16 protein-coding genes and 4 pseudogenes are annotated in these 21,240 nt (G+C 53.5%); 12 read left to right on the top strand and 8 right to left on the bottom strand.

Going from position 1 to position 21,240, the window contains the following annotated elements; translation table 11 throughout:
* Positions 1-39: 39 nt before the first annotated feature.
* Together ACYASS_RS15320 and ACYASS_RS15315 are read left to right on the top strand one after the other, a co-directional pair.
* Complete coding sequence (locus ACYASS_RS15320; protein WP_463586749.1) at positions 40-2,844, top strand: tetratricopeptide repeat protein; 2,805 nt, start codon at positions 40-42, stop codon at positions 2,842-2,844.
* Positions 2,845-2,959: 115 nt separating this feature from the next.
* Positions 2,960-3,214, top strand: a pseudogene (locus tag ACYASS_RS15315) (DUF7740 domain-containing protein).
* Between the two features lie 122 nt (positions 3,215-3,336).
* Here the strand turns inward: ACYASS_RS15315 and ACYASS_RS15310 are convergent.
* Positions 3,337-3,744, bottom strand: a pseudogene (locus ACYASS_RS15310) (histone-like nucleoid-structuring protein, MvaT/MvaU family).
* A gap of 700 nt (positions 3,745-4,444) precedes the next feature.
* Here ACYASS_RS15310 and ACYASS_RS15305 point away from each other — a divergent pair.
* Both ACYASS_RS15305 and istB read left to right on the top strand, forming a co-directional pair.
* The gene (locus ACYASS_RS15305) at positions 4,445-5,218 is read left to right on the top strand and encodes a hypothetical protein (protein ID WP_463586748.1); all 774 of its coding nucleotides are present in this window, start codon (positions 4,445-4,447) and stop codon (positions 5,216-5,218) included.
* 20 nt (positions 5,219-5,238) lie between these two features.
* Positions 5,239-5,994 (top strand): IS21-like element ISPsy14 family helper ATPase IstB, encoded by a 756-nt coding sequence (istB, locus tag ACYASS_RS15300; protein ID WP_025992911.1) that lies wholly within the window; start codon positions 5,239-5,241, stop codon positions 5,992-5,994.
* 247 nt (positions 5,995-6,241) lie between these two features.
* Here istB and ACYASS_RS15295 read toward each other — a convergent pair whose 3' ends face one another.
* On the bottom strand, positions 6,242-6,715 hold the full coding sequence (locus ACYASS_RS15295; RefSeq protein ID WP_463586747.1) for an Lrp/AsnC family transcriptional regulator: 474 nt from the start codon (positions 6,713-6,715) through the stop codon (positions 6,242-6,244).
* Between the two features lie 114 nt (positions 6,716-6,829).
* Between ACYASS_RS15295 and ACYASS_RS15290 the strand changes: the two genes are divergently transcribed.
* The 5 genes from ACYASS_RS15290 to ACYASS_RS15270 all read left to right on the top strand — a co-directional run bounded on the left by ACYASS_RS15290 (position 6,830) and on the right by ACYASS_RS15270 (position 13,603).
* Positions 6,830-8,014 carry a diaminopropionate ammonia-lyase gene (locus ACYASS_RS15290; protein ID WP_463586746.1) on the top strand — a complete coding sequence of 395 codons (1,185 nt, stop codon included), beginning with the start codon at positions 6,830-6,832 and terminating at the stop codon, positions 8,012-8,014.
* Entirely contained in the window at positions 8,011-9,243 is a 1,233-nt protein-coding gene (locus ACYASS_RS15285) for a hydantoinase/carbamoylase family amidase (protein ID WP_463586745.1), read from the top strand. Before ACYASS_RS15290 ends, ACYASS_RS15285 begins: the two co-directional genes overlap by 4 nt.
* Positions 9,244-9,276: 33 nt before the next feature.
* On the top strand, positions 9,277-10,437 hold the full coding sequence (locus ACYASS_RS15280) for a M24 family metallopeptidase (protein ID WP_463586744.1): 1,161 nt from the start codon (positions 9,277-9,279) through the stop codon (positions 10,435-10,437).
* A gap of 760 nt (positions 10,438-11,197) precedes the next feature.
* Positions 11,198-12,028 (top strand): ABC transporter substrate-binding protein, encoded by an 831-nt coding sequence (locus tag ACYASS_RS15275; protein WP_463586743.1) that lies wholly within the window; start codon positions 11,198-11,200, stop codon positions 12,026-12,028.
* A 57-nt stretch (positions 12,029-12,085) separates the two neighbouring features.
* On the top strand, positions 12,086-13,603 hold the full coding sequence (locus ACYASS_RS15270) for an amino acid ABC transporter permease/ATP-binding protein (RefSeq protein ID WP_463586742.1): 1,518 nt from the start codon (positions 12,086-12,088) through the stop codon (positions 13,601-13,603).
* Positions 13,604-14,143: 540 nt separating this feature from the next.
* Here the strand turns inward: ACYASS_RS15270 and ACYASS_RS15265 are convergent.
* The 3 genes and pseudogenes from ACYASS_RS15265 to ACYASS_RS15255 form a co-directional block, all read right to left on the bottom strand.
* A pseudogene (locus tag ACYASS_RS15265) lies at positions 14,144-14,317 on the bottom strand (FAD-dependent oxidoreductase); the annotation flags it as partial.
* Between the two features lie 1,282 nt (positions 14,318-15,599).
* The gene (locus tag ACYASS_RS15260; protein WP_463586898.1) at positions 15,600-16,109 is read right to left on the bottom strand and encodes a ProQ/FinO family protein; all 510 of its coding nucleotides are present in this window, start codon (positions 16,107-16,109) and stop codon (positions 15,600-15,602) included.
* An 86-nt stretch (positions 16,110-16,195) separates the two neighbouring features.
* The gene (locus tag ACYASS_RS15255) at positions 16,196-16,528 is read right to left on the bottom strand and encodes a hypothetical protein (protein ID WP_463586741.1); all 333 of its coding nucleotides are present in this window, start codon (positions 16,526-16,528) and stop codon (positions 16,196-16,198) included.
* Between the two features lie 164 nt (positions 16,529-16,692).
* Here ACYASS_RS15255 and ACYASS_RS15250 point away from each other — a divergent pair.
* Positions 16,693-16,821 (top strand): annotated as a pseudogene (locus ACYASS_RS15250) (CopG family transcriptional regulator); the annotation flags it as partial.
* A 298-nt stretch (positions 16,822-17,119) separates the two neighbouring features.
* On the opposite strand, the gene ACYASS_RS15245 reads toward ACYASS_RS15250, so the two are convergent.
* Entirely contained in the window at positions 17,120-17,470 is a 351-nt protein-coding gene (locus ACYASS_RS15245; protein ID WP_463586740.1) for a hypothetical protein, read from the bottom strand.
* A 1,141-nt stretch (positions 17,471-18,611) separates the two neighbouring features.
* Between ACYASS_RS15245 and ACYASS_RS15240 the strand changes: the two genes are divergently transcribed.
* Both ACYASS_RS15240 and ACYASS_RS15235 read left to right on the top strand, forming a co-directional pair.
* A complete protein-coding gene (locus ACYASS_RS15240) occupies positions 18,612-19,193 on the top strand; it encodes a hypothetical protein (protein ID WP_463586739.1) in 582 nt (193 codons plus the stop codon).
* Positions 19,193-20,119: a Kiwa anti-phage protein KwaB-like domain-containing protein gene (locus ACYASS_RS15235; protein ID WP_463586738.1), complete on the top strand. Its 927-nt coding sequence runs from the start codon at positions 19,193-19,195 to the stop codon at positions 20,117-20,119. The genes ACYASS_RS15240 and ACYASS_RS15235 overlap by 1 nt, the downstream gene beginning before the upstream one ends.
* Positions 20,120-20,144: 25 nt before the next feature.
* On the opposite strand, the gene ACYASS_RS15230 is transcribed toward ACYASS_RS15235, so the two are convergent.
* Together ACYASS_RS15230 and ACYASS_RS15225 are read right to left on the bottom strand one after the other, a co-directional pair.
* Positions 20,145-20,789 (bottom strand): HAD family hydrolase, encoded by a 645-nt coding sequence (locus tag ACYASS_RS15230; protein WP_463586737.1) that lies wholly within the window; start codon positions 20,787-20,789, stop codon positions 20,145-20,147.
* A gap of 34 nt (positions 20,790-20,823) precedes the next feature.
* Complete coding sequence (locus ACYASS_RS15225; RefSeq protein WP_463586736.1) at positions 20,824-21,213, bottom strand: DUF6957 family protein; 390 nt, start codon at positions 21,211-21,213, stop codon at positions 20,824-20,826.
* Positions 21,214-21,240: the final 27 nt, after the last annotated feature.

Raw genomic sequence — 21,240 nt, 5'->3', positions numbered from 1 at the left:
CTCGTCGCCGCACAAAATCTGATGGTTAAGGGGGAATGAATGGCTCAGTTTGTTCGAAAACGCATCGTCAAAGACTTGATCGAAGAAATAGTTGAAATTGATGCCGTGTCACTTGAGTTTGTAGGTCACAAAGTTCTCGAAATCCTTGAAGGTTTCCCCCTGATTCAGCGCGGCGTGAACAAGGACTACAAGCCTGTCGGCTACACCTTAGATACCTACTCTCACGATTTCAAAGTGGTGGGTGAATATAGTACTGAAGAAGATTATTTTATTGGTGTAAAAACTGCCGATGAAAGTACTAAATTTGCAAAAATTGAAAAAGATTTGACCCATGTATTGGCACATTGCGCTGGTCGAGTTCCTGAGAGAATCTACTTGGTCTCTAGCGAGGAACAGCCGGCGTCCTTCCGTGTTAAATTTAACAAAACCAAGCTAGCCGAAGATTACTCGGAACAGATTCGATTTCTAAGCGCACGTGATCTCGCTGAGCATATATTCGATGCATCCGTCGACAATGCTAATCACGCCGATTTTTTTCGCGAATATTTTCCAGATTTTGGTCAGAATCTTGACAATTACGCATACTTTGGTCGTGTGCCGCCGGTTTGTGCGGATTTCAAAAGTGAAGAGATTTTCTTTCGCCAGATTCGCGACCATTTCGCTGCCGGCCCTCAGATCTGTGTGCTACATGGGCTCAGCGGAGCAGGCAAAACTCAAGCCGCAATCAATTACGTTCGCGAGACATTGGATGAATACGAAAACTATATCTGGATTTCCGGAGAGGATTGGAGGCCTGATGTAGCCCTTAGCGCGATAAAACGGGTTCGCGGCGGGGTCGCCATCAACGTTGCGGGGATATTCAATGCCTCTAAAACCCTGCTTATCGTCGATGATCTGACTCGTGCGTTGCAGCCCAGCCAGTTACAGGTAGAGCTGGCTGCCGGGTTCAATCATGGCGGCAGAGTGCTGGTAACCTCTCAGATTGGAGCAACTGGTAAGGAGGAGGCTAAGATTTGTGTCCCGATTGAGCGAGTCTCCCATAAAACAGCGCTTCAAATTTTAGATGAAAGCGAGGCAACTGCTACTGACGCTTGTCGAAGGTTTGTCGAAGAGTGTCGATTCTCACCTCTCATTCTATCGATCGTGCGAAGTCTTGGTGACGAGGACGATATATCCAAAGAAGATTTGTATCTGGAGGTGCTTGAGAACCCTGGTGAAGCACAGCAAGCAGATGGCACCTCAATACTCTCGCTGATGCTGGGAAAGTTGAGTCCGGAAAACCGCAACGCCTTGGTCAAGATCGCCAATGGTGGCTGTAGAACCTACGAAATAAAATTTCTCAACAGCTTCATCGGCACGATGACGCGAGCGGCGCTACAGAGATTGGCAATTCTTAGCCGAACTGCGACCTCCTCAACTGTTGCCGTGCATGAGCTTATTTGCCGGGCAGTACGCACCGCTGAGGACGACGGCGTTTTGGCCACCGCCATCGAACAGTATGTGAGTCTCAGTCACGGTGAAATGGTTCCAAGCACGCTGCGCCAGATCCATTTGGCCGTCGCGCAACTTAAGTCTGCGAATCACCGAAAAGGGGATAGGGCGCCTGATTGGCTGACATACGCGCTCATGCAGGTTGACCCTATCAGGTATATAGCGCCCAGTTTGCAGGACACCCCAGTCACTGGTGATATGCCGATGGCCCAGCTGCTGTGCGTCGTAGATGCCAAGGAGGCACACGCCTATACCTTGCCTCAGGAAGACCGCAGCGCGTATTACGAACGATGCGCTGAAGAATATGGCCAAGCTCTCGATTCGGCTTCTGATCCAGAAGTGCGAGCAGAGCTGATGCACCATCAAGGGAAAGCGTTTCGTCGCTGCGCTAAGCCAGAGCTGGCGCTGGATTGCTTCAAGCGCCTACTGACTGAACAACCCGATTGGCACGCTGCTCACGGTCAGGTTGCACATCTAGGTACCCAGAAAGGTGTACCACAGACAATGGTGGCAGAGGGTGAGATAGCCAACAGATATCTTATCGACCGCACGCTTGATTCGCCGGAGAAGGTTCCGCTTCGCGTTTCGCTAGCAGCCATTAGCAGGCTTAGGAGCTACTTTACGCTTAGTAATCAAATCAAGGATGATTCGGTAAAGGTGCAACAGCTTGCCGATGTCGTTGGACTTTCGGCGCTGGAAGGCTTCGATCAATTCTATGAAGCATTTCTGGCTCTCACTAGCCTGTATGGGTATCACCACGCTGATATCTGCCTTGTGCTCGCTGAGGCATTTCCAGAAATGCTGACGATTCGTCCCAACTCCGTAGAGGCGCGACAATGGTCGAATACGTGCGAAGGGCTGACAAATGTTGCTGTTGCGGCTCGCTCGGCTGGGAAGCAGGCGCTTGCCAATGAACTCAACGAAGCCGCCTGTAGTTTCGCAGATGAAGTCAGTCGCGGTGACCGGTTGACTTCTTACACAGCCCGTGTGGTAGCGAAGGCATTGATTGAAGCTAATAGAGCATCAGATGCCTTGGTGGCGATTGCCAAGGTACCCCCAGACCGTGTTGATCACTGGGTACTCTATCAGAAGACCCGGGCTGAGCTGGCCTTGGGTACCCCAGAGCTTGCAATTGAATCTGCGACGCTTGCATTGGAAATGGTTGAAAATGAAGAAAAAAACCAAGGCAGGAGGAATATTTATCATGCCCAGCAAAGCCAATGTTGGGAGGCCTTGGGTGACGTAGAAAAAGCCGTCGCCAGCATGGCAGCGGCATGCGAACTCACCACTGATCACAAATACCGCGAACAGTTGGAATCTCAACTCCAAAAGCTGACCGCGAAATTGCCATAGCGTCATAGTGTTATGCGCGTCGCATACTGCTTCTTGAATGGCAGGACGCGCACTTCCACTCCGCTGTCTACAGAGGATGGCTTTTCGAAGGTCGGCAAACCAAGAGCAGGGCATTCTGGCTCTTGTTTTATGCGTTGGGTTCTGCCGAAACCTATCCCACGCTACCCTCGTCCTGCTTTTGGCCGCAGAAATCCACGGCACAGATGCAGGCGTCAGGGCCGCAGCGAAGAACGTGGTCAAAAAATTGCCCCGCAGTCAGCGCGACCTCATCTAGTTGGTCATTGACAGCAAGCAGCCACTCGAACTCGTCAGGCAGATGGCGTCGAATCTTGACGCTGGATTATCTGGACTCGCAGTGACGACCAGGTGATACAGGGAGAAAGACCATGCCGCATCCACTCATCTTGAGCAACTTGGTCATTGATGGACGGGTAACCGCTCCAGTCGGTTCCAATGTTGCCCCATCGCCCCGGTACCCTTACGCAAGCGGCTTCAGGTAAAACTGGCGCCTCTACCCCCGGCCTCACCACGAGCCTGAGCCAGCCAGGACTCAACCTCATCGCTTCCGAACTCTGATTTCCACGCTTTCAGCGTCTTGTGGTTCCCACCCTTCGTCTCGACGACCTCACCGTTGTGAGGGTTTTTGTAGATCTTCACAGTGCGCGCACGACGAACAGTTTTTTCAGAGCCTGCTCGTGCGGCTTTTCGGCTGCCAGCCTGGGGATCAAGGATGTTGATCACATCACGCAGGCTTTAGCCATGCTCAGCTAAGAGATCCCGTAGTTTGGTTTCAAACTCGATTTCCCTTTTCAACCCGTCGTCGTTTTTCAGCGTTTCCAACTCCGCCAATTGGGCTGCGAGCTGCTGTTCGAGTTTCCGGAATTCGGCAAGGCGGGACATGAAGTTCTCCAGAGATCCTAATGGTGTCGCTTGTGAGTTTAATGTTAGTTACAAACCCTCAGCTAGTCATCTGGATTGCATACCGGGGGATGCGAATTCTTCCATTCCTCAAATTTGGACGAAGCTATCTCACTAAAGATATGGCTTTGTGGTTTTTTGATCCCAACGATGAGCAGCGCCTTCGGCGCAAAGGAACGACTCTGCGACCCTTGGCACGACCCAATCGCTTCACGATGGCTTCATGAGACTGACGGGCGTCTTGATGTAGAGTTTTTTGCTCATGGCCGAGTCCAATGAGAAGCATCCGGCATCCCCCATCAGTGGTTGGCCTTCAAGCTCAAGCAGATAGACACCGAATCAGCGGGGTGCTACTGCGAACAGTTTGCAATCGCCCGCATCAGGCAACTACCCCCTCTGGCCATGGCCCAAGTGGAGTAAAAGCTCAAGGAAAATCCGACACCTTTGCGGTGTGGGTACGACGTACCAGTCTTGATTAACTGGGGATTCCATGACCATCCGGACACCCATTCCACCGACATCCGGACACTGATTCCACCCTGATCCGGACACTCATTCCACAAGCATCCGGACACCGATTCCACGGCCATCCGGACACTTTCAGGCAGGCAGCAACGCAGGACTATTCACTACTATCGACCTCTTTTTTCGAAGCGAAGAGGTCGTCGTGGAGCGTTTATCCATGCGTAAAATCCGAGAGGTACTACGCCTAAAGTTCGACGCCGGCCTGTCCGTGCGCAAGATCGCCGCCAGCTTATCCATCGGCCATTCGAGTGCAGGGGATTACCTTTGCCGGTTCGCCGCCAGTGGGCTTCAGTGGCCCATCGATATTTCTGATGCGGAGTTGAATCGACGGCTGTTTCCACCGGCAGTGCCGGTGCCGACCGACCAGCGCCCAATGCCTGACTGGGCGTGGGTACACGCGGAGTTGCGCCGCCCCGGCGTCACTCTGGCCTTGCTCTGGCAGGAATATAGACTCGCTCACCCGCAAGGCTTCCAATACAGCTGGTTCTGCGAGCACTACCGCCTTTGTGCCGCCAAGGTCGACGTGGTCAGCCACTTGCGCTCGCTGCACAAAGGCCGCCACACCACCCAAACCGAGCACATGCCCAAGAGCCACCGCGAACACGCCGAGTGGACACCGCAACGGCTGATCCGCTGGGCAGAGCAGACCGGGCCAAACACCGCTGGCGTCATCGCCTACATCCTCGAACGCCGAATCCACCCTCAGCACGGCTTCCGCGCCTGCCTGGGCATCCTGCGCCTGAGTAAACAGCACGGCGAAGCGCGGCTGGAAGCCGCGTGCCAGCGGGCGCTGGCACTGGGCGCATGCAGCTACAAAAGCCTCGAATCGATCCTGCGCCAAGGGCTGGAGCGCCTGCCGCTGGCTCAGCAAAACCTGCCGCTACTGCCCGACGAGCACATCAACCTGCGTGGCCCGGGCTACTACCACTGACCTGAGAAAGGAGCTTCGAAATGCTACCGAATCCAACGCTCGACAAGCTACAAACCCTGCGCCTGCACGGCATGATCAAGTCGCTGGGCGAGCAACACGCAACGCCCGATATCAATGATTTGAGCTTCGATGAACGCCTTGGCCTGATGGTCGACCGTGAGGTGACCGAGCGCGAAGACGCCCGCCTGACTACTCGCCTCAAAGCGGCGCGGTTGCGCCACAACGCCTGCCTGGAAGACATCGACTACCGCAGCCCGCGTGGCCTGGACAAGGCCATGATCCTGCAACTGGGCGGTGGCCAGTGGCTGCGTGATGGCCTGAACTTGATCATCGGCGGGCCAACTGGCGTAGGCAAAACCTGGCTCGCCTGCGCGCTAGCCCACAAGGCCTGCCGCGACGGCTACAGCGTGCGTTACCTGCGCCTGCCGCGCTTGATGGAGGAGCTGGGCCTGGCCCATGGCGACGGCCGCTTCGCCAAACTGATGGCCGGCTACGCCAAGACCGACCTGCTGATCCTGGACGACTGGGGCCTGGCACCGTTTACTGCCGCGCAACGACGCGACATGCTTGAGCTGCTGGACGACCGCTACGGCAACCGCTCGACGCTGGTCACCAGCCAGATGCCGGTGGACAAATGGCATGCGCTGATCGGCGATCCGACCTTGGGCGACGCGATCCTCGACCGGCTGGTGCACAACGCTTATCGGATCGAACTGAAGGGCGAGTCGATGCGCAGACGCGCAACGAAATTGACGACAGCAGGGACTTCAGACTAACAATGCGAACCTGCGTCGCTGCGCTCCGACTGCCTGTCCGGATGATCGTGGAACGGGTGTCCGGATGTTGGTGGGCTGAGTGTCCGGATGGCGTGGAATCCGCAGATTAACTATCTTCCCAATGTTCCTCCGTTCGTATTACAACCAGATGAGCGTCATTCCGGCGAGCAAGGGGCAAAATGGGTCGGCTGCAGCTCAGGCCGTGGGCTGACTTACTGAAATAACGGGGCCTATAGACACCCTAGATTTACAAGGTTAAATCCAGAGAAACTTTCACTCTGTCCATAGCCACGAACGTCTTGAATCTTCGGATGTTGCCCCCCTCGAAAAACAGTTCACGGGTAAGCCTCTCGTACTCTTTCATGTCCTTGACGGCAAGAATCAGAATGAAATCGACATCACCCGTGACGTAGTAGCACTGCTGGACTTGTGGGCAATCCAAGAACCGCTGCCTGATCGAGTCGAGCTGTTCGATCACTTCGCTTTCCACCGAAACATTGACGATCACGGTGGTATTAACCCCCACCATCTCAGGCGCCAGGATGCTTCGATCAGCCATGATCACACCCGATTTACGGAGTCGTTGTAACCGTTTCGCCACCGCAGGCAGAGAGAGGTTTACGACCTCGGCCAGCTCTCTCATAGGCAACTGATTATTGCCTTGGACTAGCTCAAGCAAGTGGAGGTCGAACGCGTCCATCTGGGGAGCCTTCTCACGCATACAACCTCCACTTAAGATAAATTTTCTCTTAGAAGCACTGAAAAGCGAGACCATTTATGGTCATGGTGAGCATATATTCTCCCCATGCCCCATGCAACGAAGGTGTCTTCCAAAATGCGATACAACAATAACGTTCATGCAAAGATGCATGCGCCAGATGCCGCGATGAGGGCATTTACCCCTGCCAGCCTCAGTGAAATTCGCAGTCACCTGGAGTGCATCGAGTACAAGATTACTCCGCTGTTCAGCCTCCCAGGTCTAGCTGCCGATCGAGGCGTAGGGGCCATCCTTGTGAAGGATGAAAGCCAGCGTTCAGCCCTCAAAAGCTTTAAGGCGCTGGGCGGCGCACACGCTGTGATTCGAGTTGTCCTCCAGGAAGCGAGCAAGCGTCTTGGCAAAACTGTCCCGCCAAGCGACATCCAGTCCCCCGAAGTGCAAAAAGTCGCGGCCTCCATGACGATCACATGTGCTACTGATGGCAACCACGGTCGGGCTGTGGCAGCAGCGGCTAAAGTCGTGGGATGTCGGTCTGTCATTTTCGTCCATGCTGGTGTCAGTGAAAGCAGAGCCGGCGCGATCGCGGCACTTGGCGCTGAAGTAGAGCGAGTTTCTGGAAGCTATGACGACTCAGTGGCATACGCCACCGAGGCGGCAAATCAAAATCAGTGGATTGTCGTATCAGACACCTCATGGCCCGGGTATGAAGAAATTCCCACATGGGTGATGCAGGGCTACCTGGTAATGGCAGACGAGATCGTGCAGCAGATTGAGACCAGCGGTCGTAGTTTGACTCATGTGTTCCTCCAAGCAGGGGTAGGTGGATTCGCCGCTGCGCTGGCAGCGTATTTCACTTTCGTTTACGGAGAACTGGCTCCCAAAATAGTCGTGGTAGAACCTGAAAAAGCTGCATGCATTTACGAAAGTGCCATCAAGGGTGAAGCCACCAGAATTGATCATGGTGAATCAACGGTTATGGCAATGCTGGAATGCTTTGAGCCTTCGATGATTGCTTGGCGCATCCTTCAACAGACCGCTACCGCTTTCCTTACGATCTCCGATCAGGAAGCTCTCTACGCAATGGCGGCCATGGCACACGACCACTCCCCCGACCCTGTTATAGAAGGGGGCGAAAGCGGTGCGGCTTCACTGGGTGGGTTGCTCGCAGCTCTCAAGGATCCTGAAATCAGACAATCCTTGCATCTGAACAAGGACTCGGTGGCTCTGGTGATAAACACTGAAGGAGCCACCGATCCTGAGTTGTACGCTCAGCTTCTAGCCCAAGCCAAGGCACTACCATGAACTTTCCTCAGGTCAATGCTCAGCGGTTGCTGAGACGGATCCAAGAGCTAGGCCAGATTGGTGGATTATCGGGCGGCGGAGGCACACGTCTTGCTTTGACCGATGAGGATAAGCAAGGCCGGGATCTAATTGCGAGCTGGTTTGCTGAAGCAGGAGCCTCCCTACACATTGACCAAATCGGGAACATGTTCGGCGTACTTGACGGTTCTGCCGGTACTCGACCAGTAATGACTGGATCACACATCGATACCGTATCAAGGGCCGGTTTTTTAGATGGTTGCTATGGCGTCATCGCAGGTGTCGAACTGCTCCACGCCATCAGTGAGTCCGGCCTGGTGCCTGACAAACCTATTGCCGTTGCCGTGTTTAGCAATGAAGAGGGAGTAAGGTTTTCGCCAGATCTCTTGGGATCGCGCGTTATCGCTAAGGACATTGCCCTGGATGAAGCCTTGGCAGTCGAAACCAGGGATGGAAAATCCTTTCAGGGCGAGCTCGTACGCATCGGCTATGCAGGTAAGGTCGATCCTTGGAAATTCATTCCTGAAAGCTTTCTAGAACTTCACATCGAGCAGGGCCCAGTGCTGGAAGCCACCCAAACACAGATTGGGATTGTGGGAGCGCTACAAGGGCATTCTTGGTGGCAGGTGGAGATTATCGGCTGTGCAAACCACGCAGGGACAACCCCGATGGACTTGCGCAAAGATGCCAGCATTGCGGCCATGCAGTTGGCCTGCAAGCTCCAGGAGTGCTCGATAAAAGATCGGCTTCCGAATGTGGCCACCATAGGAACATTTGCGCTGGAGCCGAACGCTATAAACGTGGTGCCAGGTAAAGCCAGGTTCACGATTGACTTCCGAGATGCCAATGACACCCAGCTCCGGAAAGCGGAAGCGTTGCTCCAAGCTGAGGCGACGAAACTTCAGGATGAGGGGTTCGAGGTAAAACTTCAGCCGCTCTCGAAAGCGTTGTCGGTGCAATTTGATGAAGGCCTCTGCGCATTACTTCAATCCACCACAGATCTCATCGGAGCGTCGAACCGGCGAATGGTGTCTGGGGCAAGCCACGACGCCCAGATGATGTCGAAGGTCTGCCCATCCGCCATGGTGTTTGTTCAGAGCAGCAAAGGGATCAGCCACAACCCACGAGAAAGCACACCTGATGACGATCTCGTTTTAGGGGCTCAGATTCTGGCTAACGCAATGTGGACGCTCGCTACATCCAAGAATTGATCCATATAAAGAAAAACTGTTGGAGATACAGCCATGAACATCGCATTTTCCAGTGAAGAGTTTTCAAACCGAGTGTCTCGCGTGCAGGCGGAAATGAATCTGCATAAGCTCGATGCTTTGCTCGTGACCTCCCCTCCCAACTTCCGCTATTTCAGCGGCTTCGATAGCCAGTTCTGGGAAAGCCCTACTCGGCCATGGTTTTTCATTATTCCTGCCGAGGGCGGATGCATTGCGGTCGTTCCAGAAATCGGCGCGCCTTTGCTGCAAGGCTCCTGGATCAGTAAAACGTTGAGCTGGCCGGCACCACGCCCCACGGATGAAGGCGTAACATTGCTCACCGACGCCCTACTTTCTCTTCCTCGCCGTCATGGCCGAGTCGGGATGGAAATGGGGCGCGAATCCGTGATTCGGATGCCTGTAAATGATCTATTCCTCCTCAAGGAAAAATTGGGTAGCGTCGATCTGGTGGATGGCTCTCCCTGCATCTGGAGCGTTAGGGCTATCAAATCTGCAGGCGAAGTCGAGTACATCCGCCAGTCCTGCACCATCGTGAGCGATGCATTCGACAAACTTCCCGCTCATGCTCGTTGCGGTCAAACCGAGCTGGCCATTAGTAAAGCCTTGTCCGTAGACATCATTTCCGGCGGCGCGCACGCACTTCCGTTCATGGCTGCAGCTTCTGGCCCAGGTGGCTATGAGCAAATCATCTCCCGCCCCAGCGACCGAGTGATCGAAAACGGTGACGTTTTGATCATTGACGTCGGCGCGACGGTCAACGGGTACTTCTGTGACTTCGACCGCAACTTCGGATTTGGCAAAGTGGAAGACGCTGCACTGCGTGCAAACGAGGCAATTTGGGACGCCACTGAAGCTGCGTTTGCAATCTCTCGTCCGGGCACCAAGGTTTCAGAGCTTTGGAAAGCCATGATGGGCATTCTTGAGCCAGCAGGGATGCTTCGCAACAACGTGGGACGCTTGGGTCATGGCCTAGGCCTCCAATTGACCGAACCACCATCTCACATGCCAACTGACGATACCGTGCTGCGCGAAGGGATGGTTATTACCATTGAGCCCGGCATGGAATATGCCCCTGGCAAGATGCTCGTGCACGAGGAAAACATCCATATCACGAGCTCCGGCCCGGAAATTCTGACTCGCCGAGCTCCGCGTGAGATGGTGATCATCGACAACTGATCGAAACAGATCCGCTGTACAGTGACATGCTTCGCCGTTCGTTTTCATACCCAGCCAGTGGATGGGCAGGGATCGACCTGAACAGCAGTGAGTGGCCGCCCACATCCGCGAGATGTGGGTTGCGGCACACCTCAAGTCGCCCAGTGGGGCGTACCTTGCATGTTCGAGGTGCCTGCCAGGATCAATAGCCCATAGGATTGTAAAAAAGGGAGAACCGTGCCCCTGGACTCCACGACTCGCCACCACGCCAAAATGCGAGCCATCCGGCACACGATAAATTTTCTCTCCAGGGCATCAATTTCAGAGACCAATTATGGTGCGGCTAGGTTTATATTCTCCCTCAAGGGCTATTAAGCCTAGGATCACTAAGCTGTCCGAAGCCAGATAACCACTTGACCATTTCGAATCCAGGAGGACAAGAAAGCAGCGAGATCATCAGTAAAGCAGGATTCTGAGCTCGATCAGCCCGCCTGGAGATTTCCACTTTTACTCGTTTCGGGGCAACACCAAAAAAAGATAAGACGCTCAACACCAAACTCTATAAGCCGAAATACATCGGCATGCCTTGCCCACGTACATGGCTGCTAGAGCAATTTGAATGACTGCCGGTTAAACACTTGGAGCTAACCATGGATTTCGTTACCACGAGTTCCGCGCTTTGAAGCTTTTTTTGGTCTCTGAAGTGTGACCTCTAAAACAATGAACCTGCGCATCCTGTCCCTTGCGCAGCATAACCGTCTTTTTCATTCAGGATTATATCATGCGTATTTCGAAGATCTTCAATGTGTTACTTATCAGCGGATTCAGCGCAGTAGCAATCAATGCTAACGCTGAAGAGGTTCAAACCCTCAACAGCGGCGTACTGTCCATCGGCTCAGATCTTACCTGGGCCCCGTTCGATTACTACGACAAGAATACTCCAGCTGGATTTGACGCTGACCTGATGTCAAAAATCGCCAAAGGCATGGGGCTTACGCCGCGCATTGATGACACCCGATTTGCCAATCTCGTAATCGGCCTCTCTGGCAAAAAGTTTGATGTTGTTGCCTCTGCACTGTACATCACCCCGGCGCGGGCGAAACAGATTGATTATGTGCCCTATCTGAAAACCGGTGGATCGCTCATGACTCTCAAAGGCAGTGAATTCCGGCCAGAGACCATGAACGATCTCTGCGGAAAAAAAGTAGCCTCGCTTAAAGGGGCCGCCTGGGTACCAAACTTGGCAAAGCTGTCCAGTGAATACTGCACTCCTGCTGGCAAGGGCGCCATCGAAGTTCAGGAATATGAATCGTCTCCAGTGGCGGCCCAAGCCTTATTGTCGAGGGCTGCAGACGTTCAGTTCGAAGATGCTGCCGTATCACAGATGCTCGTCAAGCAAACGAAAGGCAGGCTGGAAATCACCTCAAAGAGCATCATTGAACCAGTGGTTATCGGACTGGGAATCGCGAAGGGAAATACCGCATTGGCGGCTGCTCTAGAAGAGCAACTTAAGCGTTTGAAGGAGAGCGGTGAATATCAAGCATTGCTTTCAAGCTATAACCTGCAAGAGCCGACCAAAGACGACATTGCCGCTGCATATGCAGGCAAATAAATAACTCGACCATAAGAATACACGGCAGCTTCATCAAGCTGCCCGCAGGAGTTTATTATGTCTTTCGATTGGAGTTATATCCTCACCCTGTTCTTCGAGCCAGCATTTTGGAATGCTACTTGGACAGTCATCGAGCTCAGTGTAACCACGTGGCTCTTGGGCATTATCGCCGGCTTCGTGTTGGCTCTTGGCAAGCAGTCTTCGAACAATTTTTTAAGCCACACTGCCGGTCTGTACATCTGGTTCTTCCGAAGCCTGCCATTGCTGGTGTTATTGGTGTTCATCTTCAATATCCCCCAAGTCTTTCCTTCAACTAGCACCTGGCTTGGAAGCCCATTTGTTGCCGGCCTGGTTGCTCTGGTTCTCAGCGAAGCGGCTTATATTGCCGAGATCCATCGTGGTGGATTACTGTCAGTTGCTCGCGGGCAGGTTGAGGCCGGGAAAGCGCTTGGGGTGCGTTACGTGGGCATCCAACGACTGATCATCGTCCCACAGGCATTCCGAATTGCCCTGCCAACACTTATTAACGAATACATCACCATTGTTAAACTCACCTCCCTGGCATCGGTCATCTCACTCGCCGAAATTCTGCTAGTTGGCGAACGTCTGTACACCCAGAATTTTCTGATCTTAGAGACTTTGACGGCGGTCGCTTGTTACTACGTCCTCATCGTGACGGTATTCGGGTTCTTGCTCAAAACGCTTGAGCGGAGACTTGACATCACACGTCGACAACCTGGAGTCATCAGATCGTCGGAGACCGTTATTAAGCCAGCGACCGTGTCCAAAGCCCTCAAACTAGAACAGAAAGGCGAATATGCGCTGGAGCTGGTCGAAGGCCGAAAATCTTACGGCTCACATGAAGTCATCAAAGGCGTTTCACTAAAAGTGAAATGGGGTGAGGTGATATCCATTATCGGCCCCTCCGGATCCGGAAAAACTACCCTGATTCGTTGTTTGAACGGCCTAGAAGCTCTCAACAGGGGTGAAGTTCTTCTGCAGGGCGAACCGTTTTTAGCCGGGACTGAGAACGCCGGAGCGAAAAAAAGCCGGCAAAATCCCAGTCGCATCGTTCACGTTGGGATGGTGTTCCAGAACTTCAACCTCATCTCACATCGTACCGTTCTGGACAATGTTATGCTGGCCCCCCTTTATCACCAACATGATAGCTACGAGGCCACCAAACAATTAAGCCTCGCAATGCTGACCAAGGTGGGCTTGGCCGAGCACGCAAACAAATACCCACACCAATTGTCCGGTGGCCAGCAACAGCGGGTGGCGATAGCACGAGCCCTGGCGATGGAGCCTGCCGTGATGTTGTTTGACGAACCGACTTCCGCGCTTGATCCCGAGCTGGTGAATGACGTGCTAAAGGTCATAACTCAGCTGGCGGAAGAAGGAATGACCATGGTGATTGTTACTCACGAGATGAACTTCGCTTTCAACGTCTCTGATCGCGTGGTGTACATGGAAAGCGGCGAAGTCATCCATGACGCGCCACCGAAGGTTTTGTTGAAAGGCACTGACTCAGCCCGCCTCCAGAAATTCATGGAAGCCGTCAGGGTCGCTGCTTAAACCGGACGCTCACCAACCCCATGCTCGCCTGATGGCCTTGAATGGGGTTCCGTTGGTTTGTTCGGCCAGGCGGCTGTCCGAATAGCCCTTAAGCCGTCCTGCATAGTGACCTCGACAGCCAGACTTAGAGCCGCGAAGGCGCCGGGCGAGCCCACAAATAATCCATCACCTGAGGACGCTGCGATGAAAAATGCTATCACTGCGGCTTACGTCGACATCGGGGAATGCCGAACCGAGACATGGTCAACCGTTGATGTGATTCCAGCTAAAGACATTTCGAGCAATTGCTCCACAGCTCATGAAGCTATCAAGCCTATTCTTGACCGGCTTTGGAAAAGCATCTTCCGACGTCGCTGAATGCGTTCGAAGCAATGGCCCTGGACAAGCCGTACTCCATGATGCTTGGGCAACACAGTTGTATCAACATCGGAGTTCATCGATTTGGCGAAAGGGAATTCAAGAAGCTAAGGAGCGAGCTCGTCGGCAGGCTCACGAGGTCGAGGTTTGGATGCTCACTCGTACCGGTAAAGGAATGGCCCATCACAACCCACTCCTGCTGTTCCAAGCTGCCCAGCGAATTCGAGTCCGCACTCCCATGCCCAAGAAGGGCTCAGGCGGGTTCAATGAAGGCATTCCTGTTACAGCCCGAATGTTCTGGAGCTGCTGGGAATCGGCACCCACAACCATATCAGCCAGCAACCGGCCAGATACGGTTCAACGCTAATTACGGATCATTCGGCCATTTTTTAATAAGCAGCATGAGGCGAATAAACTGATCTATTCGCCTTCACTGTCCTCCAAAATTACTTTACTGCTTACCTGATTAGAAAAAAAACGGGCTTATATTTAGGGCCGTACATGAACGTTGCGCCAGTGACCTCTCTACATTCCCGCACGATATCGCCCAAGCCATCTAGCGAAAACGTTCGCGACTCTGAGACCTGCTTTAGTATTTCCTGATCCGTCAATAACGCGCCAGATGTACTAACACAATCCATTTGATTAAGGTAGTTGTTCAACGAAGCATGCTGGATATCGATCCAAGCTATTTGTGGATCGCGGGACAGATCCCATATCGTCCTTACCATTGGGCACCCTGCAATTGTATATATGCCTCTGACTTTCATAAAATCGTCAAACCGATAAAGCTCTTGACTTATTGTCACAGAGATCCCGGATGAGGGATCGTTCGTGACTTTTGGGCGGCGAGGAAAGAGCGCTAACACGCGAAATATACCATTCTGTTGTTGGTATGATTTCTTACCGAACTCTCTCATCATTGCTGGAAAAATTGGCGTAACATCCTGAAAAGATTGCCTCAAAATGGTCAGCATTCGAGGAACCAAGCAATATTCTGTGCTGTGTTCGCTCATCAAGCTTGTGGCCGTATCATTTCTGGTTTTGTTACTCACATCCATCCCCCAATATAGAAAGCTCTGCGTTGAACGCTCCCGCAAGAACGCCTGGGGAGGTGATTATTGACAAGCAAAAGCGACTCATTTGCTAAAACTGAGAGATTCTGGGCCGACCAGGCGCGGAGCATCCGTCATGCCGGCGTCGAGAACAATGCCAAATTTACGCCGTGTTTTTGAAGGGCGAGAAAGAATAAGGGTCATGGGTCAGACGCCGAAAGGAAAGGTTCGTCTTTGTAACCCTTTTCAGGCCCCAACAGACTGGTACGAATGGGATGAATATCGGGGAATGGCTCAGCAGGCATGAGCAGTCAGCCGATACTGACTGAGCCACAAGCCCACGTATGCGGATGTTGCTATGTGCAAGCGGAGCACGCGGATGGGAGGCTGGAAGCCCGGGAGGGCCGAGACGAAGCGGTAATGCGTAGGCTCGGTCACGATAGCCTTCCGCGATAGCGGCCCACCAGGGCGCTGTTGGCGGCGCCTGCTACCCCTCATCTCTCGGTCACCTAGTGCTGAGTGAGGCCGTGCTCATGATCTCCATGGGTATCTCTCAGACTTCCACCACCAAACCTAGACTGAATTCAGTTCGCAGTCTGCTCTACCCCAGCAGCGGCAACTGCAGCCTGCCCACCCTCTTTTGACTTCGCACGATGCCGTCGGTCTTGACCGCGTTGCCGTGAAGCCTGCTGCTTGGCATGCACAGCCTGAGTGGCAGTCACCACGCCGGCTGGCTGACCGCTCAAGTCCAAGCGCGGTGCATTCTCCGCCATGCTTGCCCAGTACCGTGTTCCCCGGCACCAAGTCGAGATACCCAACTTCAGCTGCTCAGGGGTCAACCCAAGTAGCTCTAGATGTTCCTCAGCATCCTTAAGAATGCCTTCTTTAAGCGGAACCTTTGGCGCCGGGTTGACAGGGAAGGCCAGTGGAAAATGCTTCTGCAACGGCCAGATCGCTTCCACCGCTGGATCCTGAATACGAGGTTTAACCTGCGATGAGGACTTGCGCTTAGGCTGTTTCACGTTATCCACCTTTTGCGGCTCTTTTTCAGCCCGCAGGCGGTCACGCAGCTCAGCTAATTGTTCAAAACCCATCGTTTTATTCAATGCTCGAAGGTTGATTACGGAGTGCAAGTATATTCCATTCAGCGTTTGGGAGCAGCGGAGACGAGATACTTCGACTACATAGATTTTACAGAGACGACTTCTACATACCGAAATTTCTTCCTAGCTGCTTTCATCGCCTCTTGCTCCGCCAACAGCTTGCTGAGCGTGTCCGCTTCATGAATCAGCTCAAACGTTTTGCCTTCAAACTCGTTACCCACACGGAGCGTGACTCGCAGTCTCGGTGTGAATGCCTTCGCCGCTTTCTTCTTTGCTGTAGACGGCACTGGCTTTACGAACACCACTTCGGGGATGGGCTCCGGAATTGGAGCAGCGGTAACCTGAGATGCAGGTTCAGGGTCACCAAAAAGCGCGCGGCGCATCTCTTCTTCTGTCAGGTCATGGGTCATGCGTCGTCTCGAAGGTAAGGCATATTTGCTGTTCCAATTCTATCAGTCACACGCTAGCGAGCGTAGGATGACGCTGGCACTACCATTGAAAGCGGAGCTAGACATTCATGAATGATTACTTGATAGGGATGGGGATTAGCGACGTTGATGGCGATAGAAGCGGAGACGTCAGAGATGAGCGTAGCCGGCTGACCCGCGCGGCCTTGGCGGATGTTGGCGCTGGCCGCGTTATTGACCACCTATCCGTCCAAACCTGGGCTGACAGTCTCAGCACTGACATTCCGTTGAGTTGAGCAGGCAAAATCTCGGCTTCATCGGGATCAAGATAAATACCTGTGCTCAACACTGGCCAAAACTTACCCTATGCACGGTGCTATCGATCACTGTTTCAGTGACCAGGCTCCACTGGCACCTGAAGAGGCTCTTGAGCAATTCGACGCTGCCTCAGTTGATCAAGCATCCAGTCTTGAGCTTCATCGAACTCGCGCATTATTGCCTCGAACTCATGAGCTGCAAGTGGCCTTGGCGCGTTCTCTTGCGTCACATGACCTCCAATTATCATCATAAAGACCGGTACATCGCGCCAGGATCTTACAACCCAAGGTCTCCCGCCAAGTAACTGTCGACGATCTCATCACTCCAGTCCGTTGTTTGCATCAGCTGCCATTGTAGATGGCATCTCAGATGAGTTTTGAGATGCGATCGAACGACGATAAAGCCGACGCCACTCCAACCGCTTTCGACGATGCCTCGCGCCTCTAGAGCGCCCTGCAGCGCCTCAAAGCCGAGTGCTCCGATGAGAGCGGCATGGATTCGAGTCGGATCATCAAGGCCGGGTACCCGTTTGAAGCTGGCAATCCCTTCCTCCACCAGATTTTGCAGTCGCGCGCCGAAAGCCTGCGCGGCTGCTTTCCACACAAGGCCTTTAAATTCAATATCCACAAAATCTCATCTGGCGAAGCTGCACGTGTTGTCCGACACTGGTGAAGCAGGCACACCTACGGCGTTTTTTAAAAGCCGTGTCTTTGAGATCAAAATGAAAAGCAGTGGCCTCCGTTCCAAGGGGCGACTTCCCTCTGCCCCCCCCTGCGCTCCGACACATTTTTTTCTGATCCAAGACTGTGACCAAGAACGAAAAGCGAAGAGCAAACGGCCTCAGAAAATCGGGCAGAGAGACAAGGTGCCAGTGAGTTCTAGAGAGCTGCTTTTCACCTGCTCTCAAATATACAACTCCGTCAAGCGAAAAAAAATTAAAGGGTACTTACTTTTCGAAAGCTGACGAAATGTGATTCCCATCACATTGTCTGCTCGATTTTTTGCGGTTCGTGCCCCGTCCACCGCTTTAGTCAATACAACGAGGTCGAGTCAAACCATACCGTTCCAGTGGGCGTGGTAGATGTGGATATGTTGACTGTGAGACAGAACATTGCTCGCGTACACGATCTGCGCGAGAGCCCATCTCGGGCAAGGCACTGGCGAAATGCTTCGTCGACGTCCACCTCGATGACTCTCCAATCGGCGACGATGCAGAAAGGCTTTCGCCTTCCGTCGACGGTTGAGACCGCTTCCTCCATCGATCCCGTGAAACCTTCAAATGGCGCTCCCGTATGGGTGAGCAATTCGGTCATTCGCTTGGTAAGCGTAGTGATCAGCAGAAAGCAGGCGCTCATTATTCAAGAGAGAGCCGAGGCGAATGAGCGATTGAGGCCGATCAAGCAAGCCACGACGCTGCACTGATGATCTGCGCGCGGGACGTATCCACCACCGCGAGCCGAGAGGGATTACCCCCTAGACTCATGCAGCGTTAGAAATCAAATGCCAGCTAGGGAAAATACGGAAGTAAGCACACACGTCTTCCTATCTACCAAACCTGAACCGCTGATACTCATGGGCGAAAACCGGATCGTCGCGTTGATCCGTGTTTGTCCGCCTTCGCGTGGCAGCAGGCCCGGTGAGCGACCTGCGGGCCGCCCGCCCCTTTGTGCGCAGCTGATATTTAAGATCATCGTGTTACTAACTTCTTTGCCGGCTGGGGCGGCTGAGGCATAGTGAAGGCCTCGCTTAGCCTCACCAAGGACAGGGTATGAAGGTCAAGCTCCTACCTGCTGCGTTTCTGTTTCTCGGCTCGTACTTTCCGCTGAGCGTGATCCTGTTGTTGCAAGACGTAGCCGAAGCCAGTTGGAAACAGTCCATCTGCTGGTCTCTGCAGAACTGCGAACTGCCGACGCTCATGAATGGCTGGCGCTCCCTCACCCTTTTCGTGTTGAGCTCAATCAGTCTGATCGTGTTCCTGTGGGTGCTTCGCAACTTGCCCAGCGATCACGAAGTCACCGTAAAGGACGCGAAGACGGTTCCCAACGATCTGATCAACTACGTGTTCCCCTACGTAGTCTCATTCATGGGCCTGGATCTAGGTAGCGACGGGAAGTTCTATGGATTTCTGGTCTTCCTGGGATGGATGTTTCTGATCACCTACCGATCCGGGCAAATCCTGATGAACCCGCTGCTGCTCGCGATGGGCTGGCAGCTGTACGAACTCAATATCGTGACCGCCAAACAGGAGCGGACGCGAATGGCGCTGTCCAGGTCGGCAGTGAATCCGAAAGACACCCTCAAGTGCTGCTACATCCAAGGAATGTACATTCTGTCGAAGGAGCAAGATTGATGCCCGCAGAACAAGCCCTTAGCGCGCTCCGCCAGTTTGATGTCGAGGCCGCGACCCTCAGCGTCTGGACGCTGAAGAAAAGCCAGAGCAAAAGTGGCCGCTTCAAAGCCCAATCAGTGGTTGCCACACCAGAGCTGATCGAGGAGTTCAAGGATATCGCCAGTGCGCGCATCGACAGGTGTGCAGAGGTTGATGACTACGACCTGATTACCCAGATAAACGAATCCTCGTGTCTGTTTTTGGAGTCTGACGAAACACTTTTTCCACAGATGCAGGATGTCGTGGATCAGCCGCCAGAGGAGCATCTGATTGATGACTTCTCTGACCTACAGGGCAGCCTGGGCTACGTCGCACGCTTTGCTCATGGAGAGGCTGTGTTGTATTGCGTCTGCAAGCTTCCGGGCGATTGGCAGGTCAAGAAGCGAAAACAGCGCATTAATCTGGTCTTGCGTGAAAATCGCCTCGACCTCGCTGATGACGAGACGTTTGCCATCACCAAGACCTTCGACTTTTTTGTGCTGAATGGGGACATTCTGGTTACCAACCGGCCAAACTTCGAATCCCTTCTAGAGTATAAGCAGACCTATATTAGCTCCTTCACACAGCTACAGGCGGATGCCACCTTCCAGAGCGTGTTCTCGGACATGGCGCTGCTGATCGAACACGTTGGCACCAACACCATGCACCTGCGACGCATGGCAGTTGTTCAACAGCGCGCCTACTACAGCGATGCCAACTTCATGGCTAAATTGCAGGCTGTCAATCTGACGCGAAATTGGAAAATCGACTTTGATGCCGACGGCAAAATCGTCCCATCGCCAGAGTCGGTCAGAACGATCATCCAAGTGCTTCTGAACCACCGCCTGCATTCTGAGATGACTGGGGATGACTTCGATGTCCCCTCAGCGAGCCCGGTTGCGAAGTAGTGGGGTAGCAAGCGGTTGCTTGCGCTCAAGTATTGGGACGGTTGCTGTCGATTACCATCCGGGCGAACTGGACAAGGTCATGGATTTGCCCACGTCCTGTACGATCCAGATAAAACCCGGTGATTCCAACAACGCGAGGGCCATCACGGTCGCACCGTTGCGAATCTCCGATCATCAGCACGCGGCCCAGTGCATCACCGAAATAATGACCAGGCTCGACATCCATCTCGCTGCAGATTGACCGGTAAATACCTGGATCGGGTTTCGGAGCCCCCACCTCGTAGCTGAAGGCGTAGCCATCCATATGCGGAAAAATTTCCCGGACTTTCGGCCCATAAGGACTGGCAAGATTTGAGCAAAGACCGGTTTTGATGCCTGCCTCGTTCAACAGTGATATCGCCTCAGCTGCGTCCGGATACGGCTCAATCGAAGAGAGCTCTATCTCCAGCCTTCGATGCAACTCCTCGCGCTTGGACGGCGTCAGCGAGATGCCCAGTGATGAAGCCAGGTCATCGAATGAGAGGGCCGTTGTCATCGCAATATTGGCACTTTCCGGCGTGAGTGCAATGCCTCGACGGCGCCCCTCACGCATCAGCTCGCGGTAAGGGTTCGTGCGCTGTCCGATCCGCACGGTGGTGCCGAACGCGTCGAACACGACTGCATTGATCATAAGGCGCGAGCCTCTTGGGTATAAATAACCTGGCTCAAAACAATCTTACGACAGCTGAGAGCGCCATGGATTTGCGTCGGCCATGCCCCAGCAGGACATAGAGCTTGTTCGCCGTCTGGAAAAACATGCCCTCACTAAACTCAATTAAGGGCGTCGAGCGAAACCAATGAGTATTGGAGGTCGTGGAGCTATCGAAGAGCACATCGAAGACCAGCAGCATCACCGGCTGTTTACGCTCTTGAGCCAACTCTTCAACGACTAGCCCAGGCGCATCTAGATCGAGCCAAACCCACTCCTTGACCACGCAAAAGCTTGAGTCCGGAAATTTCTCCCGGGTGACCCGAATGGCCTCTTCAAGCCCAACGTCGCTTCCTGACATCACGGCGCTCGGGCCGATCATGTCCTGTACATCGAAGTCCGACATGGATATCCCTTTTCCAAAAGTGGTGAC

Source organism: Pseudomonas sp. HP_14 (genome assembly GCF_055283875.1).
This window is presented reverse-complemented; position numbering and strand designations above follow the sequence as displayed.

What these genes read in the sequence shown, in the direction of transcription:
- ACYASS_RS15320 (WP_463586749.1), top strand. Translation starts at nt 40, where the DNA reads ATGGCTCAGTTTGTTCGAAAACGCATCGTCAAAGACTTGATCGAAGAA.
- ACYASS_RS15305 (WP_463586748.1), top strand. Translation starts at nt 4,445, where the DNA reads ATGCGTAAAATCCGAGAGGTACTACGCCTAAAGTTCGACGCCGGCCTG.
- istB (WP_025992911.1), top strand. Translation starts at nt 5,239, where the DNA reads ATGCTACCGAATCCAACGCTCGACAAGCTACAAACCCTGCGCCTGCAC.
- ACYASS_RS15295 (WP_463586747.1), bottom strand. Translation starts at nt 6,715, where the DNA reads ATGCGTGAGAAGGCTCCCCAGATGGACGCGTTCGACCTCCACTTGCTT.
- ACYASS_RS15290 (WP_463586746.1), top strand. Translation starts at nt 6,830, where the DNA reads ATGCGATACAACAATAACGTTCATGCAAAGATGCATGCGCCAGATGCC.
- ACYASS_RS15285 (WP_463586745.1), top strand. Translation starts at nt 8,011, where the DNA reads ATGAACTTTCCTCAGGTCAATGCTCAGCGGTTGCTGAGACGGATCCAA.
- ACYASS_RS15280 (WP_463586744.1), top strand. Translation starts at nt 9,277, where the DNA reads ATGAACATCGCATTTTCCAGTGAAGAGTTTTCAAACCGAGTGTCTCGC.
- ACYASS_RS15275 (WP_463586743.1), top strand. Translation starts at nt 11,198, where the DNA reads ATGCGTATTTCGAAGATCTTCAATGTGTTACTTATCAGCGGATTCAGC.
- ACYASS_RS15270 (WP_463586742.1), top strand. Translation starts at nt 12,086, where the DNA reads ATGTCTTTCGATTGGAGTTATATCCTCACCCTGTTCTTCGAGCCAGCA.
- ACYASS_RS15260 (WP_463586898.1), bottom strand. Translation starts at nt 16,109, where the DNA reads ATGGGTTTTGAACAATTAGCTGAGCTGCGTGACCGCCTGCGGGCTGAA.
- ACYASS_RS15255 (WP_463586741.1), bottom strand. Translation starts at nt 16,528, where the DNA reads ATGACCCATGACCTGACAGAAGAAGAGATGCGCCGCGCGCTTTTTGGT.
- ACYASS_RS15240 (WP_463586739.1), top strand. Translation starts at nt 18,612, where the DNA reads ATGAAGGTCAAGCTCCTACCTGCTGCGTTTCTGTTTCTCGGCTCGTAC.
- ACYASS_RS15235 (WP_463586738.1), top strand. Translation starts at nt 19,193, where the DNA reads ATGCCCGCAGAACAAGCCCTTAGCGCGCTCCGCCAGTTTGATGTCGAG.
- ACYASS_RS15230 (WP_463586737.1), bottom strand. Translation starts at nt 20,789, where the DNA reads ATGATCAATGCAGTCGTGTTCGACGCGTTCGGCACCACCGTGCGGATC.
- ACYASS_RS15225 (WP_463586736.1), bottom strand. Translation starts at nt 21,213, where the DNA reads ATGTCGGACTTCGATGTACAGGACATGATCGGCCCGAGCGCCGTGATG.